Raw genomic sequence first — 15571 nt, forward strand, 5'->3', positions numbered from 1 at the left:
GGCGTTAGCTACAGGTTATCGTGATCGCCTTGCTGGGGAAGGCCCGGGCGGGTATAAGCCTTCTCACAACAACGATTCAGAAGCGGTTAAACGGTCAGGAATTGTCCTCATCCGCGCTCCCCGAGCCCGATTTTGTGTTTTCTGCCCCTCCAGGGTTCTCGGCGGGGCCGTCGGGATCGGGTATACCCGGTTCTCCGAGTTCCGCGCGTACCGCGTCCAGCGCGGCCTGAACCGTGGGCATTTCCCGGTCCCGTGCGGCGGTGGCCCGCGCCGCGGCGATGGCGTGTTCGCGCAGTTCGGTGTCGATGGCATTGACCTGCTCTGCCACCTGCGTGTTCTCGACCTCGTCGTGAGCCAGCAGCTCGGAGTTGAGCAGCGACTCGGCGGCCAGCACGCGGGTGGCGACCAGCTCCTCGGTCACCGATCGCAGCGACGACGTCAGATCACCCGTCCAGCGGTCCAGCAACGAGCGGTCCCGCAGCAGGGCGCGCAGCTTGACCACCAGGACGGTGACCGCCAGACCGACCGCCACACACACCGCGGCGCCGGCGATCTCCAGTGCCGGATTCAGCCGGTGGGCCACGCCGGCCACCAGCCGGGACAGCGCCACCGCGACGCCCACCCCGAACCCGACGCCCAGCAGCAGCATCAGCCAGGTCTCCTGGCGCCGAGATTTCAGCGGCGGGGGCGCGACGTCGACGGTGGGCAGCCGCTCGACGGGCGGTAGCTCCATCGGCAGATCCAGCTCGCGCGCGACGTCGTCGAGCTGGGTGGTGGTGCCCTCGTTCACCTCGCTGACCACCGCGGCGGCCCGGTCGCGCGCGTGCGCCTCGAATCCGGCCATGTCGCGCCGGGGCAAGTGCGCGGCGTCGGATTGCAGCTCGCTGCGCACCGACGAGCATCGGTTGAGCGCGAGGTGCGACAGCTGGACCCGGGCCTGCTGGGTCTGGCCGCGCATCCGGATGGTGCGCTCTGATTTGGCTTGCCGGCGCTCTCGCAGGGCGGTGCTGCGCTCCTCGCGCAGCGCGTCGACCCGGGCCCGCCGGCCGGCTCCGTCCGCGTCGCGGTCGAACCGCTGCGCGACCGTCTGGAGCCGAGATTCCCAGGTCCGCAATCGATTTCGCCGCGCGACATCCGTAGCGGCGAGTTGCGCCGAGACCGTCTCGACCAGTTCGTCCAGCTGTGGCTCACCCAGCTCGGGTGCGGCGGCCGCACCTATCCATGGCACCTGGGAGTAGCGCGACGCATGTGCGGCGAGCACGTCGCGGTTGGTGCTCAGTACGTCGCGCCACGCGCGGTACACGTCGATCTTCGACACCACGGCGACCACCACGTCGGTGTGCTCGCAGGCGGCATCGAGCAGGGCGCAGTCCGATGCGGTCAGTTCGGCGGCCGCGGAGACGACGAACACCACCGCCGTCGGAGCCTCGCCGGGTTGCAAATCCGTCGACTCGACGAACTTGTGCTCGGGCAGCCGTTCGCCCAGCGCGGCGGCCACCCCGGTCACGCCGGCCATCCACGGCCCGGTCACCAAGACCGCGTCGCTGCGACTGATGGCGGGCGACTCCAGCCGCGGCCCGATCGCCGCCACCAGTTCGTCGACCTGGGCCGCCGGATCGCCGGACGTCTTGGGGCTCATGCCGACCCCCGGGTCCGTGACCACAGCCGCAGCGATCCTCGGACGATGTCCGCGGCGCAGGCCCGGTGCAGGTCACTTGCCGATCCGCGGCTGTGCCGCTGCCACCGCGCCGCCCGGGGCAGGTGTCCGGCCGGGTCGTCGCAGCCGCCCACCTGCAGCCCCGCCGCCTCGGCCACGTCGACGGCGGCGGCCATCCGCGCGAGCACGGTGTCGTCGCGGGACAGGAATCCGCCGACCTGCTCGCCGATCGTCGCCCGGCCGACGGCCAGGGCCTCCAGTTCCGCAGTCGCCTCGAGCACCCGCCGGTAGCGCACCTGCGCACCGAGGGCCGACAACCGGGCGACCACGTCGTCGATGCCACTGACCCGGCGCAGCAGGGCCTGGAACTGCGGCAGCGTGCCGCCCCGGCGGACCACGGCAATGCCCAGCGCCGTGCCGAACAGGTCCAGGGTGTCCAGCAGCCGCAGCCGCGCATGCGTCGGCACGGGGTTATCGGCCGCGACGAAGTCCTCGAAGGAGCCGTCCAGGCAAGCGGGGTGGGCGGCCAGCGTCCGCACCGCCGCCCACGACGTGCCGTCCAATCCCTCGAACGCGGCGACGGCCAGCAACGCGATCAGTGGTTCGGTCGCATCGCCGGCGAGCTCCGCGAGATGTACGCATCGGGTGCGGGCGGCCCCCAGCGGCCCGTCCCCGGTGCGACCCGACAGGGAGCCGACCAGGTCCGCCTTGTTCAGCACCGTCAGCACCGGGCAACCGGCGGTCGCGATCGCGTCGGCGTCCTCGGGTTTGACCACTTCAGCGATCGCCTGGACGACCACGTCGGCCTCGCCCTCGGCTGGCATCACCGTGATTCCCGACGCGGGCCCGGCGTGCGCCAGGGCGCGTGCCACGGTGCCGCGACCGACCCCGGCTCGTCCACGCACCGCCACGCGCAGCGGTGCGCCGGCCTTCGCGGCGATCGCGGTCACGCGCCCGTCGTCACATCCGGCAGCAAATCGCGCCAGCTCCTCGACGAAAACCTGGTTCCCCCGTATCTTCATTTCTCGCCTGCTCGATCCGATCGGCCGGACACCCGACGCCGGCGTTGCTCCCGTCGCATGCGGGGTCGTCGCCGCTGCCGGGCGTGTTTGCCCGGGAGACGATCGAGCCCCACCGCATAGTGGCACTTGCGTCTTCGAGTTGCGAGCCACCGTTTATCTGTTACCAGTTGAAGGCAACTGTTGGGTATCAATCTGGACCAGGGGCGGCTACAACGGGGATTAATGGGCCACCATGGACAAATGCACGCGCAACCCGGGGTCGGGACGTGTCCCGATGCACCGGTGGAGGTGGGAGCCGGCCTGGATACCGAAGAAGGCATGACGCCAGCGTCGGAGTCGCAGCGTTCGAGCACCCCCGAGCGGGGCTATCTGCCGGCCACCAGCTTCCGTTCGAGGCGTTCCACCCTGTCCGGCGGCCAGCGCGAGGCCTGGGATCGGCTGTGGCCGACGGTGGGCCTCTCCGAGATACCGAGCCGCTTCGAGCCGCTGGACACCCGGTCCTGGTTTGGCCGCCAGGCGCCGCTGGTGCTCGAGATCGGCTGTGGCAGCGGCACTTCGACGCTGGCGATGGCGCGCGATGAACCCGATATCGATGTGATCGCGGTGGAGGTCTACAAGCGGGGCCTGGCCCAGCTGCTGTGTGCGATCGACCGCGAGCAGGTCACCAACATCCGGTTGATCCGCGGCAACGGGATCGACGTGCTGCAGCATCTGATCGCCCCGGGCTCGCTGACCGGGTTTCGCCTCTACTTCCCCGACCCGTGGCCGAAGGCGCGCCACCACAAGCGTCGCTTCCTGCAACCGGCCACGGTGGCACTGATCGCCGACCGGCTACTGCCCGGCGGTGTCCTGCACGCCGCAACGGACCACCCCGGCTACGCCGAGCAGATGGCCGAAGTAGGCGATGCCGAACCCCAGCTCAGTCGCGTCGATCCCGGTAGCCGACTGCCGATCTCGACCGTGCGACCCACGACCAAATACGAGATGAAAGCCCAAGAAGTGGGCAGCTACGTATCCGAGTTCATCTGGAAAAGACGATGAGTATGAGCCTCGCAGAAGAAACGACCGCGGAAACCGCCGCTGCGCCGGCGGCGCCGTCCGCAGACCTGGGCACCCTCGATGCGCCGCCGCGGCGCGTGCTGCTGGTGTGGGACGCGCCCAACCTCGACATGGGGCTCGGCTCGATCCTGGGCCGGCGCCCGACCGCGCTGGAACGCCCCCGGTTCGACGCCCTCGGTCGTTGGCTGCTGGCGCGTACGGCCGAGGTCAGCGCCGGGCGGCCCGGCGTCGTCGTCGAACCCGAGGCCACCGTGTTCACCAACATCGCCCCGGGCAGCGCCGACGTCGTTCGACCGTGGGTGGATGCTTTGCGTAACGTGGGGTTTGCGGTCTTCGCCAAGCCGAAAATAGATGAAGACAGCGATGTCGACCAGGACATGCTCCAGCACATCGAACTGCGGCGCCAAGAAGGGCTCGCGGCGCTGGTTGTGGCGTCCGCCGACGGTCAGGCGTTCCGTCAGCCGCTGGAAGAAATCGCACGCACCGGGGTCAGTGGCACGACCCCTGTCCAAGTGATCGGATTTCGCGAACATGCGAGTTGGGCACTAGCGTCGGATACCTTGGACTTCGTTGATCTGGAGGACATCGAAGGTGTTTTCCGGGAACCGCTGCCGCGGATCGGCCTAGATTCGCTGCCCGACCAGGGCGCATGGCTGCAGCCGTTCCGGCCGCTGTCCGCGCTATTGACCACGCGTGTGTGACACTGGAAAACCAATGCGCGGGTCGCTGTTAGTGATCCAGTAAGGAGCTTACGTGTTCGCCTGGTGGGGTCGAACCGTGTACCGCTACCGGTACATCGTGATCGGGGTCATGGTGGCTCTTTGCGCCGGCGGCGGCATCTTCGGGATGAGCCTGGGCAAACATGTCACACAGAGCGGTTTCTACGACGACGGCAGCCAGTCCGTCAAAGCCTCGATCATCGGCGACAAGACCTACGGCCGCGACCGCACCAGCCAGATCGTGGCGACCTTCACCGCTCCGGACGGCAAGACCGTCGACGATCCGGCATGGCGACAGCAAACCGTCGACGACCTGAACAAGTTCGTCAAGGACCATCCCAGCCAGGTACTCGGCTGGGCCGGCTATCTGGCGTTGGCGCCGGGCGCCGAGCCCCCCAACGCTCAAATCAAGGGCATGGCGACCGAGGACAAAAAGCACACCTTCGTCACCGTTCCGCTGAAGGGCGACGACGACGACACCATCCTCAACAACTACAAGGACATCGCCCCCGACCTGCAGAAGCTCAATGGCGGCAAGATCGAACTCGCCGGCCTGGAGCCGATCGCCAACGCACTGACCGGCACCATCGCCACCGACCAGAAACTCCTGGAGTATTTCGGGCTACCCGTCGTCGCCGTGGTGCTGTTCTTTGTGTTCGGCGGGGTGATCGCCGCCGGCCTGCCGGTCATGGTGGGCGGGCTCAGCATTGCCGGGGCTACTGGCATCCTGCGGCTGGTCGCCATGTTCGGCCCGGTGCACTTTTTCGCCCAACCGGTGATCTCGCTGATCGGCTTCGGTATCGCGATCGACTACGGGCTTTTCATCGTGAGCCGGTTCCGTGAAGAAATCGCCGAAGGCTACGACACCGAGGCCGCCGTGCGGCGCACGGTGATGACGGCCGGGCGCACCATCGCGTTCTCCGCGGTGCTGATCATCGCCTCCAGCGCCGCGCTGCTCGTGCTGCCGCAGGGCTTCGTGCATTCGTTGACCTACGCGATCTTCGCCGCGGTGGGGCTCGCGGCAATACTGTCCGTCACGCTGCTGCCGGCCTGCCTTGCGGTGCTGGGCAACAACGTCGACGCGCTGGGCGTGCGGACCCTGTTCCGGGTGTCCTTCCTCCGCAACTGGGAGGTATCGCGGACGGCCATCAATTGGTTCGCCGAGCGGTTGCAGAAGACCAAGACCCGCGAAGAGGTCGAGGCCGGCTTCTGGGGCAAGCTCGTCAACCGGGTGATGAAACGGCCGCTGCTCTTTGCCATTCCGATCGCCGTCGGCATGATTCTGCTGTGGATTCCGCTGGGCAACCTGTCCCTTGGCGGTATGAGCGAGAAGTACCTGCCGCCGGACAACGCCGTACGCCTGGCCCAGGAGCACTTCGACAAACAGTTCCCCGGGTACCGGACCGAGCAGCTGACCGTGGTGATCGAGAGCAACAACCACAGCAAGGTCACCGACCAGCAGGTTGCCGACATCCGCAACAGGATCTCGGGAATCAGCGGGTTTACCGACAAGACGTGGGAAGAGCGGCCGTGCCCGGACATCGCCGGCAATCCCTGCGCCCCCGGCCCGAACGGGACCACACGGCCCAGGGACGACTCGGTGCGGGTGATCCAGAACGGCCTGGTCAACAAGCACGACGCCGCCAAGAAGATCCATGAGCTGCGCGCGATAAGCCCACCGAAGGGCATCACGCTGCTGGTCGGCGGTACGCCGGCCCTCGAGCAAGACAGCATCCAAGCCCTGATCGACCGGGCCCCGCTGATGGTGGTGGTGCTGCTCAGCGCCACCCTGGTGCTGATGTTCTTGGCCTTCGGATCGGTGGTGTTGCCGATCAAGGCCGTGTTGATGAGCGCGCTGACGCTGGGGTCGACGATGGGCATCCTGACCTGGATCTTCGTCGACGGACACTTCTCGAAGTGGCTGAATTTCACGCCGACGCCGCTGATGGTGGTGCTGATCGCGCTGGTCGTCTGTGTGGGCTTCGGCCTGGCCACCGACTACGAGGTGTTCCTGGTGTCCCGGATGGTCGAGGCCCGCGAGCGCGGCATGTCGACCGCCGAGGCCATCCGTATCGGTACCGCGACCACCGGACGTTTGATCACCGCCGCCGCGCTGATCCTGGCCGTGGTCGCCGGCTCGTTCGTGTTCTCCGATCTGGTGATGATGAAAACCCTCGCCTTCGGGCTGATGGCGGCGCTGCTGCTGGACGCGACCGTGGTCCGGATGTTCCTGGTGCCGTCGGTGATGAAGCTGCTGGGCGACGACTGCTGGTGGGCGCCGCGCTGGGCCCGTCGCCTGCAAAACAGCATCGGCCTGGGCGAGATCGACCTGCCCGACGAGCGCAAGCGCAGTGCCGTCAACGGCCGGGCGATCCGGCCGCCGGTCGCGGCCAGCCTGGTCGCCGCGAAACCGCGGGCACCGCACGACCCCACGCACCCCGGCGCTCCCCCGGAGCCATCCCGGCCGCAGCCGTCCGGCCAGCCCGAGCTACGGCCCGGCGCTGAGCCGCCACCGGGTCCAACCGCGGCCCGCGCCCCGTCCCGACCCAGCCAGCCGACGGAAGCCAAGACGACACGCTTCTCGGCTCAAGGTAACTCCGACGCGCGACCCCCGGCCCCGGCCGCGCCACCCGCACCGCCGCCCTCGGCCGGTCAGACCCGCGCCATGCCGGTTCCGGGGAACCACGAGAACACGGCCGACCCGGCCGAACCGACCACCGCGCTTCCCACGATGCGGCCGGAGGACAACGACTCCGATGCCGCCACCGAGAAGATGAACGCCCGCGGCCCCGGCGATAACGGCGACAATTCGCGTCCGCGACGCCGCGCGGGCGGCGGTCTGTCCGCGCAGGATTTGCTGCGCCGCGAGGGACGGCTCTAGACCCGCCGGAGTCCTAGCCGGGCCGTTTTTGCGGATGGTCCGGTGTGGCGTGCATAACCGCCGTGCCTTCGGAGCTTTCGGACAGCTTTTCGGCTTCGGCCTCCGGATCAGGGGCGAGTAGCACCTGGATCGCGTTGTTGAGGAACGCCACCGTCGGGACCGCCAGCAGGGCGCCGACGATCCCGGCGAGCACACCGCCGGTGGAAATCGCCAGCACCACCCCGAGCGGGTGAATCGACACCGCGCGCCCCATCACCAGCGGTTGCAGCAGATGCGACTCGATCTGGTTGATCACGACCAGCAAGCCGAGCGTGAGCAGCGCGTACACGATCCCCTTGGTCAGCAATGCGACCACGACCGCGACCAATCCCGAGATCAGGGCACCGATCAGCGGGATGAAAGCACCGAGAAACACCAGCGACGCCAACGGGAGCGCCAGCGGGACACCCATGATGGCCAGCCCGGCACCCACCCCGGCCGCGTCGGTAAAGGCCACCAGGAAGGTGGCCCGGACGTAGGCGATCAGGGACCCGTATCCGGCGCGGCCCGCTTCCATCACCCGATCGCGCACGCCGACCGGGACGATCTTGGCCACGTATCCGAAGATGTTGCGGCCGCCGTAGAGAAAGAAAATCAGGGTGAACAGCACCAGCACCGCGGCCGTGAGCAGTTCGGTGAGGGTGGCCGCGGTGGACAGCGCGCCGCTGGTCAACTTCGACTGATTGTTGTGCAGCGCCTGGATCGCGGCATTGCCCGCGTTGGTGATCTGTTCGCTGCGCAGATGCACCGGCCCTTCGATCAGCCATCGCCGGGTGGTGTCGATGCTGCGAGTGACCTGCTCGGTCAGATCGGGCAAGCCGACGATGAATTGGGTGATGACGAACGTGAGAATGCCGCCCAGCAGCGCGAATCCGCCCAGCAACACCAGCGCGACGGCGCCGCCGCGCGGCAAGCCGTGCCGGTCCAGCCAGTCCACCACCGGTACCAGCAGCGCGCTGACCATCAATGCCAGCAGCACCGGGACGACGATGATCTCGAGCTTCGCCACCACCCAGAAAAAGGCGAGCGCGGCGGCGAAGATAGCCAGCAAACGCCACGCCCAGGCGGCGGTGTTGCGGACCAGGGGCGTGACCGAGGCGTCGTCGGAGTTTGCCAGCATCCGGTCAGCCTATCGGGCGCTCCCGAGTTGGGTAGTGGCGTCAGCACGATCCGGTTACGACGGCGACACGCTCGGAGTTGCGTCTCGATTGCCGTGCCACCTGCGCGGTTACCCTAAATCACGTGCCGTACGACGCACCCATCCGCAACCTCCGCCTCCCGGGCGGCGGCGTATTCGCCCACGAGGGTGAATCGCTGGCGCCCGCGCGCGGTGGCGCGACGTCGCGGGGCAAGTACTGGTGGGTGCGATGGGCGGTGCTGGGCCTGGTCGCGATCGTGCTCGGCGTCGAGGTCGCGCTGGGCTGGGATCAGCTGGCCAAGGCGTGGACGAGCCTGTTTGCGGCCAACTGGTGGTGGCTGCTGGCGGCGGTGGCCGCGGCGGCCGCGTCGATGCACAGCTTCGCCCAGATCCAGCGCACGTTGCTGAAGTCCGCCGGGGTGCACGTCAAGCAGCTGCGCTCCGAGGCCGCCTTCTACGCCGCCAACTCGCTGAGCACCACGCTGCCCGGCGGCCCGGTGCTGTCGGCGACGTTTTTGCTTCGCCAGCAACGCATTTGGGGTGCCTCGACCGTCGTGGCGTCCTGGCAGCTGGTCATGTCGGGTGTGCTGCAGGCGGTGGGGTTGGCGCTGCTCGGGTTGGGCGGCGCCTTCTTCCTGGGTGCGAAGAACAATCCCTTCTCGTTGTTGTTCACCCTCGGCGGCTTCATCGCGCTGCTGCTGCTCGCCCAGGCGGTGGCGTCGCGGCCGGAGCTGATCGAGGGCATCGGCACCCGCATCCTGACGTGGTTCAACTCGGTGCGCGGCAGGCCAGCCGACACACACCTGGCCAAGTGGCGCGAGATCCTGATGCAGCTCGAATCGGTCAGCCTGGGCCGGCGCGACCTCGGGGTGGCCTTCAGCTGGTCGATGTTCAACTGGATCGCCGACGTCGCCTGCCTCGCCTTCGCCGCCTACGCGGCCGGCGACCATGCGTCGATCGCCGGCCTGACGGTGGCCTACGCGGCCGCACGCGCCGTCGGCACGATTCCGCTGATGCCGGGCGGCTTGCTGGTCGTCGAGGCGGTGCTGGTGCCCGGTCTGGTGTCCAGCGGTATGTCGCTGCCCAACGCGATCTCGGCGATGCTGCTCTACCGGCTGATCAGCTGGCTGCTGATCTCCGCTATCGGCTGGGTGGTGTTCTTCTTCGTGTTCCGCACCGAAAACCCCGGCGGCTCCGACGACGACGACGCGCCGACCGGTCCGCTGCCCCTGATCGAGCCGCAGCTGCGGCACTGGAACGACCCAGCCACCGACCCGACCGGCAGCGCGTTGCAGGGTCCGTTACCGCCACCCGAACCGGGCTAGCAAGCTAGCCGACGTTGTTCTGCCGCGACGGGCCGGGCAGCGTGCCACCCGCCGTGGACGGAATCGGGGCGGTCGCCGCGGGCGGGGTGCCCGGCGCTGCGCCCACCGGCAGCGTGCCCAGGCCGGCGGCGGGCGAGGCGGGCAACCCACCCGGCAGGCCGCCGGCGCCCTGCGCCTGCTGCATCAGGCCCATCGCCTGGGGAATGCTGATCGGCAGCTTGCACTGCATCGACAGGTTGGTCAGCGGCTGCGCGATCCCGGCCATATCGGCGGCCACCTTGGGGTTGCCCTCGAAGTAGGACTTCAGCGAGGCGGCCGACTGCGGGCCGGCCTGCTGCTGCAGCATCGTGGTCATCGTCTGGTTGGTCTCCGGATGCGAGTCCAGGTAGTCACCCATCGACTTGGAGACCGAGCCGATCGTCCGGGCGACTTCACTGGCCGCGCACGGGTCGTTGGCGCCGGTCGCCGGCGGCCCGGCCATCAGTGCCACGGCCGCGGCGGGCACTGCGGCGGCGATCAACCCGGCAACCAGCGTGCGCCGTCCGGTCACAATGCCTGTCTTCATGCTTGAACTCCATCCCCCGCACGGCCCAGCGACATCCTGCCATCCGGGTCCATGCCCTGCCAGCTGGTGTGACCGAGATCCCGCTTGGTCACCGGTTCGCAACGACTGGGCCGCGACTTGGCCACGGAGCCGTCTGCGCAGCTCACGAATTCGTTAAGCCGAACTAATGCACAGGCGGCTGCGGTATCGTCGCCCTCACGCGTAAGCGAGATATTCGGGGAGCCTGAAATCCAGCAGTTTATGATGCGCCTCAGTCGCAGCCTGCGCAGATACCGCTGGTTGGTCTTCGCAGGCTGGTTGCTGGCATTGGTCCCGGCGATCTATTTGGCGTTGACGCAGTCCGGGAATCTCACCGGCGGTGGTTTCGAAGTGGCCGGCTCGCAGTCGTTGAAGGTCCACGATCAGCTCGAGGACCAGTACCACGACCTGGGCGCTTCGTCGTTGGCCTTGGTGGCCGCGCCCCGCCCCGACGCCAGCTATGACGACATGAACAATGCCGTGGCGCAGCTGCGGCAGATCGCCGGCGAATTCCCCGGCGTCACCGAGAAAACCAACCCCACGCAGCGCCCGCCGCAGCCCGACCGGCCCTACGTGCTCACCCTGCGGCTCGACGCCCGCAACGCCGGCACCAGCGACATCGCCAAACGGCTCCGGCAAAAGGTGGGTGTCAAGGGCGACCAGTCCGGACAAACCGCGGATGGCCGGGTTCGGCTCTACGTGATCGGGCAAGGCGCGCTGTCCGCGGCCGCGGCGGAGAACACCAAACACGACATCGCCAAAGCCGAACAATGGAACCTGCCGATCATCCTGATCGTGCTGCTCGCGGTGTTCGGCTCGCTGGCCGCCGCGGCCATACCGCTGGCCCTCGGCGTCTGCACGGTCGTGGTGACCATGGGACTGGTCTATTTCCTGTCGGCCTACACCACGATGTCGGTGTTCGTGACTTCGACGGTGTCGATGTTCGGCATCGCGCTGGCCGTGGACTATTCGCTTTTCATCTTGATGCGATTCCGCGAGGAATTGCGGGCCGGGCGCCAGCACCGCGAAGCGGTGGACGCCGCGATGGCCACCTCCGGGCTGGCGGTGGTGCTGTCCGGGTTGACGGTCGTCGCCTCGCTCACCGGGATCTACCTGATCAACACCCCGGCGCTGAAATCGATGGCTACCGGGGCGATTATGGCCGTCGCGGTCGCAATGCTGACCTCGACGACCTTGACGCCCGCGGCATTGGCGACGTTCGGCCGGGCGGCCGCGAAACGCTCGATGCTGCTGCACTGGTCACGGCGACCGGAAAGCACCCAGTCCCGGTTCTGGAACCGCTGGGTCGCATCGGTGATGCGACGGCCATGGATCTCCTCCATCGCAGCGGCGACGGTGCTGCTGGTGATGGCGGCTCCCGCCGCGTCGATGGTGCTGGGCAACAGCCTGCTGCGGCAGTTCGACTCCGCGCACGAGATCCGGGCCGGCGTCGCCGGGGCATCCCAGGCCCTCGGCCCGGGCGCGCTCGGTCCCATCCAGGTCATGGTGAGCTTTCCCGACGGCGGCGCGTCCGCACCCGAACACAGCCAGACGCTGGCCGCCATCCGGCAGCGCATGACGGAGGCCCCGCACATTGTCTCGGTGACCCCGCCGCAATTCGCCGACGACAACAGCGGTGCTTTGCTGTCCGCGGTGTTGTCGGTCGATCCCGAGGACATGGGTGCCCGGCAATCCGTCGACTGGATGCGTGCCCAGCTACCGAAGGTTCCCAGCGAGGGAACCGCGCGTGTCGACGTCGGCGGACCGACGGCGTTGATCAAGGACTTCGACGACCGGGTGTCGGCGACCGAGCCCCTGGTGCTGCTGTTCGTCGCGGCGATCGCGTTCGTGATGCTGTTGCTCTCGATTCACTCGGTGTTCCTGGCCTTCAAGGGCGTGCTGATGACACTGCTGTCGGTCGCCGCCGCCTACGGCAGCCTGGTCATGGTTTTCCAGTGGGGCTGGTTGCGGGATCTCGGGTTCGCCCACATCACGTCGATCGACAGCACCGTTCCGCCGCTGGTCCTGGCGATGACGTTCGGGTTGTCGATGGACTACGAGATCTTCCTGCTCACCCGCATCCGGGAACGCTTCCTGCACACCGGCAACACCCGCGATGCCGTCGCATACGGCGTCAGCACCAGCGCCCGCACTATCACCAGCGCCGCCCTGATCATGATCGCGGTGTTCATCGGCTTCGCGTTCGCCGGCATGCCACTGGTCGCCGAGATCGGGGTGGCGTGCGCCGTCGCGATCGCGGTCGACGCCACCGTGGTCCGGCTGGTGCTGGTCCCGGCGCTGATGGCGATGTTCGCCCAGTGGAATTGGTGGCTGCCGAGTTGGCTGCGCCGCGTCTTGCCGTCGGTCGACTTCGACCGGCCGCTGCCCGAGGTCGACCTCGGCGACGTCGTCGTCATTCCCGACGACATCTCGGCGCTGACCGCGCCCAGCGCGGACCTGCGGATGGTGCTCAAGTCGGCGGCGAAGCTCAGGCAATTGGCGCCCGATGCGATCACCGTGGCCGATCCGCTGGCCTTCACCGGCTGTGGGCGTAACTGCAAGGACCCCGAGGAACCGCGCGGCCAGGGCCCCGGACAGATTCCGCACCAGGTCAACATCGCCGACGAAGACGCCGTCGCGATCACGCTCGGCGCCGAGAAGAACGGCAGCAACGGGCAGACCAGGGCCGCGTCCGGAGCCAAGAAGCTGGTCGACGGCCTGTCCCCGCGCAACGGCATTTCCCGGGCCATGCCGTGGGGCGGGCGGCCGGTGCACCCGGTCACCCTGTGGCGGGGGCGGTTGTCGGTTGCCATCGACGCGCTCGAGACCGGTGCTCGCAGCCGCGACCAGCCGCAATACGAACGTCGCAGCCCGGTCGAAACCACCCATGTGCAATTGCCCACCGGCGATCGGCTGCAGGTCCCGACCGGTGCCGAGACCCTGCGTCTCAAGGGCTACCTGATCATGTCCCGTAACAGCAGCCGCGATTTTGCCGAATTTGCTGACATGGTCGACACATTAGAACCTGAAACGGCCGCGGTGGTGCTCGCCGGAATGGACAGGTATTACTGTTGTCAGCCGCCCAGGCAGCAATGGGTCACCTCCCAGTTGGTCCGTCAACTCGCGGATCCGAATCCTTCCGATCTGTCTGGCGAGCATTGGTCTGAACCGGACGCCAAGGCAGACTGGGATGAGGTCAGGCAGCGCTGCCTGTCGGTGGCCGTCGCGATGCTGGAGGAGGCGAGGTGACGTTGGCAGCCGATCGACGACGCGTGCCGCCACCCCAGCAGCCCGCCGCCGAAGCTCGTCCCCATGATTTCGATCAGCCGGTCGAGTTCTGGCCGACCGCCGCCATTCGCTCGGCGCTGCAGGGCGGTGACATCGACACCTGGAAGCGGATCGCCGCCGCGCTCAAGCGCGACCCGTTCGGCCGCACCGCCCGTCAGGTGGAGGAAGTTCTGGAGGGCACCCGCCCGTATGGCATCTCCAAAGCGCTGTGGGAAGTGCTGGAGCGCGCCCGCATCCACCTGGAGGCCAACGAACGCGCCGAGGTGGCCCGCCATGTGGCGCTGTTGATCGAGCGGTCCGGCCTGGCCCAGCAGGAATTCGCTGCCCGCATCGGGGTGGCGGCCGAGGAGCTGGCCAGCTACCTCGACGGCAGCGTCAGCCCGTCGGCCTCGCTGATGATCCGGATACGCCGGCTCTCGGACCGGTTCGTGAAGTCGAAGCCAACCCCCTCGGCCGACTCCGACTGAGCCGTCAGCGGGCGTTGATCGGCAGCACGTCGGTCACCAGCCAGTCGCCGCCCCGCTTGACCAGTGCCACCCGCAATGCCGGTGCCGCCCGGCTGGGCGGCTGACCGGGCGTGTTCTGGGTTACCCGCAGGATGACCGCCACACTGGCCGCGGTGGGCCCGAGCGCCTCGACGCCAGCCGCCAGTGTCGAGGCCTGCGCCGAGACATTGCGGTGGGCGAGATCGGCACTGGACTTCTGGTACTCCTGCTTGAACGCGTCCGCGCGCTCGGGCACCATCATCGCCGCGGCCCGGTCGATCGAGCTGGTCGGAGCGCTCGGGGTGAACGACGCCATCGCCTCGGCCATCCCGCTGGCGACCTGGGCCACGTCGTGGGAGTCCTTTTTGAAGTCGCGGTCGGTACTCGTCCAGTGGGTGTATCCGGTCAGCACGGCGGCCACCAGGGCGGCCGTGCACAAGAAGACGACGGCCAGGCGCAACCCCGGTGCTTCGTCGTCGGTGCCGAGGCTGACCGAATCGCGGCGCAGCAGCCAGAAATTGCCCCCCACCCCCTCGACGATCAGCACCAGCAGCACCGAGCACACCGACACCCACCACAACGGCCAGTCGAGGATGACGCCGATCATCAGCAGCGCGGCGACCGTGGCCAACGGCGCCAGGATGTCGAAGGCCAGCAGCCGCCAGAGGTTTCTCATCGGATCGACTCCAGGTGAGAGATCAGCAGCTTGCCGTCGACGTTGGAGACGTCGAGGCGCAGGCTCCAGTGCACCGTCTGCGGCTTGGCGCCGACGTTCTCGCTGACCGACGTCGCGACCAGCATCACCGAATCCGTCCGGCTGGCGAACGGTGGCAGCTTGGTGGTGACCACCGGCCGCGCCACACCGGGTTGGCTGTCCAGGTCGTGATGCACCGTCTCGATCGCCACCGACTCGATCCGCCCGCTGCTCTGCGACTGCAGTTTCTCCACCACCTGCCGGTAGGGCTGCACCGTCGCGTCGAAGTCGGTGTTCAGCTCGCCGACCGTCCCGTCATGCAGGTGCTGCAGGCTGGCGTCGACGTTGGTGCTGTTCATGTTGATCAGCACGCCGGTCCAGTCGGCGGCGGTCTGCATCACCCGGCTCAGGTAGGTGCGTTCGGCCGAATCCGCACGGTGGTCGGACCAGATGATCGCGACGAGCACCACCGCGGCGACCGACAGTACGCCGAGAACCGCCGAGGCGATGCCGTACGGAGAAAAGATCACGCCGTCGGAATCGTCGGGGTCGTCGGCTTCCGCCGCGCTGGCCTCGGCGTCCTGCTCGTCTGCGTCGGTCGCCGGCTCCGTCTGTTCGCCCCCAGGCATGGGCGCGAGGTTACCCCGCCGCCGGTCGCGGTCGGCGCAACAGGCGCCCGGC

12 protein-coding genes are annotated in these 15571 nt (G+C 68.2%); 6 read left to right on the plus strand and 6 right to left on the minus strand.

What is annotated here, in order from left to right; translation table 11 throughout:
• Nucleotides 1-94 precede the first annotated feature (94 nt).
• Together LMQ14_RS26090 and LMQ14_RS26095 are read right to left on the minus strand one after the other, a co-directional pair.
• Nucleotides 95-1639, minus strand: coding sequence for a hypothetical protein (locus LMQ14_RS26090; protein WP_267735688.1), 1545 nt, complete (start codon nucleotides 1637-1639; stop codon nucleotides 95-97).
• The gene (locus tag LMQ14_RS26095) at nucleotides 1636-2679 is read right to left on the minus strand and encodes a hypothetical protein (protein WP_267732484.1); all 1044 of its coding nucleotides are present in this window, start codon (nucleotides 2677-2679) and stop codon (nucleotides 1636-1638) included. The genes LMQ14_RS26090 and LMQ14_RS26095 overlap by 4 nt, the downstream gene beginning before the upstream one ends.
• 222 nt (nucleotides 2680-2901) lie before the next feature.
• Here LMQ14_RS26095 and trmB point away from each other — a divergent pair, with 222 nt between their 5' ends.
• From trmB to LMQ14_RS26110, 3 genes are read left to right on the plus strand one after another with little or no spacing between them, the layout of a single operon-like run.
• On the plus strand, nucleotides 2902-3720 hold the full coding sequence (gene trmB, locus LMQ14_RS26100) for a tRNA (guanosine(46)-N7)-methyltransferase TrmB (protein WP_267732485.1): 819 nt from the start codon (nucleotides 2902-2904) through the stop codon (nucleotides 3718-3720).
• A 2-nt stretch (nucleotides 3721-3722) separates the two neighbouring features.
• Nucleotides 3723-4439, plus strand: coding sequence for an NYN domain-containing protein (locus LMQ14_RS26105; protein ID WP_267732486.1), 717 nt, complete (start codon nucleotides 3723-3725; stop codon nucleotides 4437-4439).
• 52 nt (nucleotides 4440-4491) lie between these two features.
• Nucleotides 4492-7338 (plus strand): MMPL family transporter, encoded by a 2847-nt coding sequence (locus LMQ14_RS26110; RefSeq protein ID WP_267732487.1) that lies wholly within the window; start codon nucleotides 4492-4494, stop codon nucleotides 7336-7338.
• Between the two features lie 13 nt (nucleotides 7339-7351).
• Here LMQ14_RS26110 and LMQ14_RS26115 read toward each other — a convergent pair whose 3' ends face one another.
• A complete protein-coding gene (locus tag LMQ14_RS26115; protein ID WP_267732488.1) occupies nucleotides 7352-8497 on the minus strand; it encodes an AI-2E family transporter in 1146 nt (381 codons plus the stop codon).
• Between the two features lie 122 nt (nucleotides 8498-8619).
• Here LMQ14_RS26115 and LMQ14_RS26120 point away from each other — a divergent pair, with 122 nt between their 5' ends.
• Nucleotides 8620-9840 (plus strand): lysylphosphatidylglycerol synthase transmembrane domain-containing protein, encoded by a 1221-nt coding sequence (locus LMQ14_RS26120; protein ID WP_420714577.1) that lies wholly within the window; start codon nucleotides 8620-8622, stop codon nucleotides 9838-9840.
• A 4-nt stretch (nucleotides 9841-9844) separates the two neighbouring features.
• On the opposite strand, the gene LMQ14_RS26125 is transcribed toward LMQ14_RS26120, so the two are convergent.
• Nucleotides 9845-10405: a hemophore gene (locus tag LMQ14_RS26125; RefSeq protein WP_267732489.1), complete on the minus strand. Its 561-nt coding sequence runs from the start codon at nucleotides 10403-10405 to the stop codon at nucleotides 9845-9847.
• Nucleotides 10406-10645: 240 nt separating this feature from the next.
• Here LMQ14_RS26125 and LMQ14_RS26130 point away from each other — a divergent pair, with 240 nt between their 5' ends.
• Nucleotides 10646-13672: an MMPL family transporter gene (locus LMQ14_RS26130; RefSeq protein WP_267732490.1), complete on the plus strand. Its 3027-nt coding sequence runs from the start codon at nucleotides 10646-10648 to the stop codon at nucleotides 13670-13672.
• The gene (locus LMQ14_RS26135; RefSeq protein WP_267732491.1) at nucleotides 13669-14178 is read left to right on the plus strand and encodes an XRE family transcriptional regulator; all 510 of its coding nucleotides are present in this window, start codon (nucleotides 13669-13671) and stop codon (nucleotides 14176-14178) included. The genes LMQ14_RS26130 and LMQ14_RS26135 overlap by 4 nt, the downstream gene beginning before the upstream one ends.
• 4 nt (nucleotides 14179-14182) lie before the next feature.
• Here LMQ14_RS26135 and LMQ14_RS26140 read toward each other — a convergent pair whose 3' ends face one another.
• Both LMQ14_RS26140 and LMQ14_RS26145 read right to left on the minus strand, forming a co-directional pair.
• Nucleotides 14183-14872: a hypothetical protein gene (locus LMQ14_RS26140; protein ID WP_267732492.1), complete on the minus strand. Its 690-nt coding sequence runs from the start codon at nucleotides 14870-14872 to the stop codon at nucleotides 14183-14185.
• Nucleotides 14869-15519, minus strand: coding sequence for a hypothetical protein (locus tag LMQ14_RS26145; RefSeq protein ID WP_267732493.1), 651 nt, complete (start codon nucleotides 15517-15519; stop codon nucleotides 14869-14871). The genes LMQ14_RS26140 and LMQ14_RS26145 overlap by 4 nt, the downstream gene beginning before the upstream one ends.
• Between the last annotated feature and the right edge of the window lie 52 nt (nucleotides 15520-15571).

The sequence above is a fragment of the Mycobacterium sp. Aquia_213 genome (genome assembly GCF_026625985.1).
In the GTDB taxonomy this organism is placed as follows: domain Bacteria; phylum Actinomycetota; class Actinomycetes; order Mycobacteriales; family Mycobacteriaceae; genus Mycobacterium.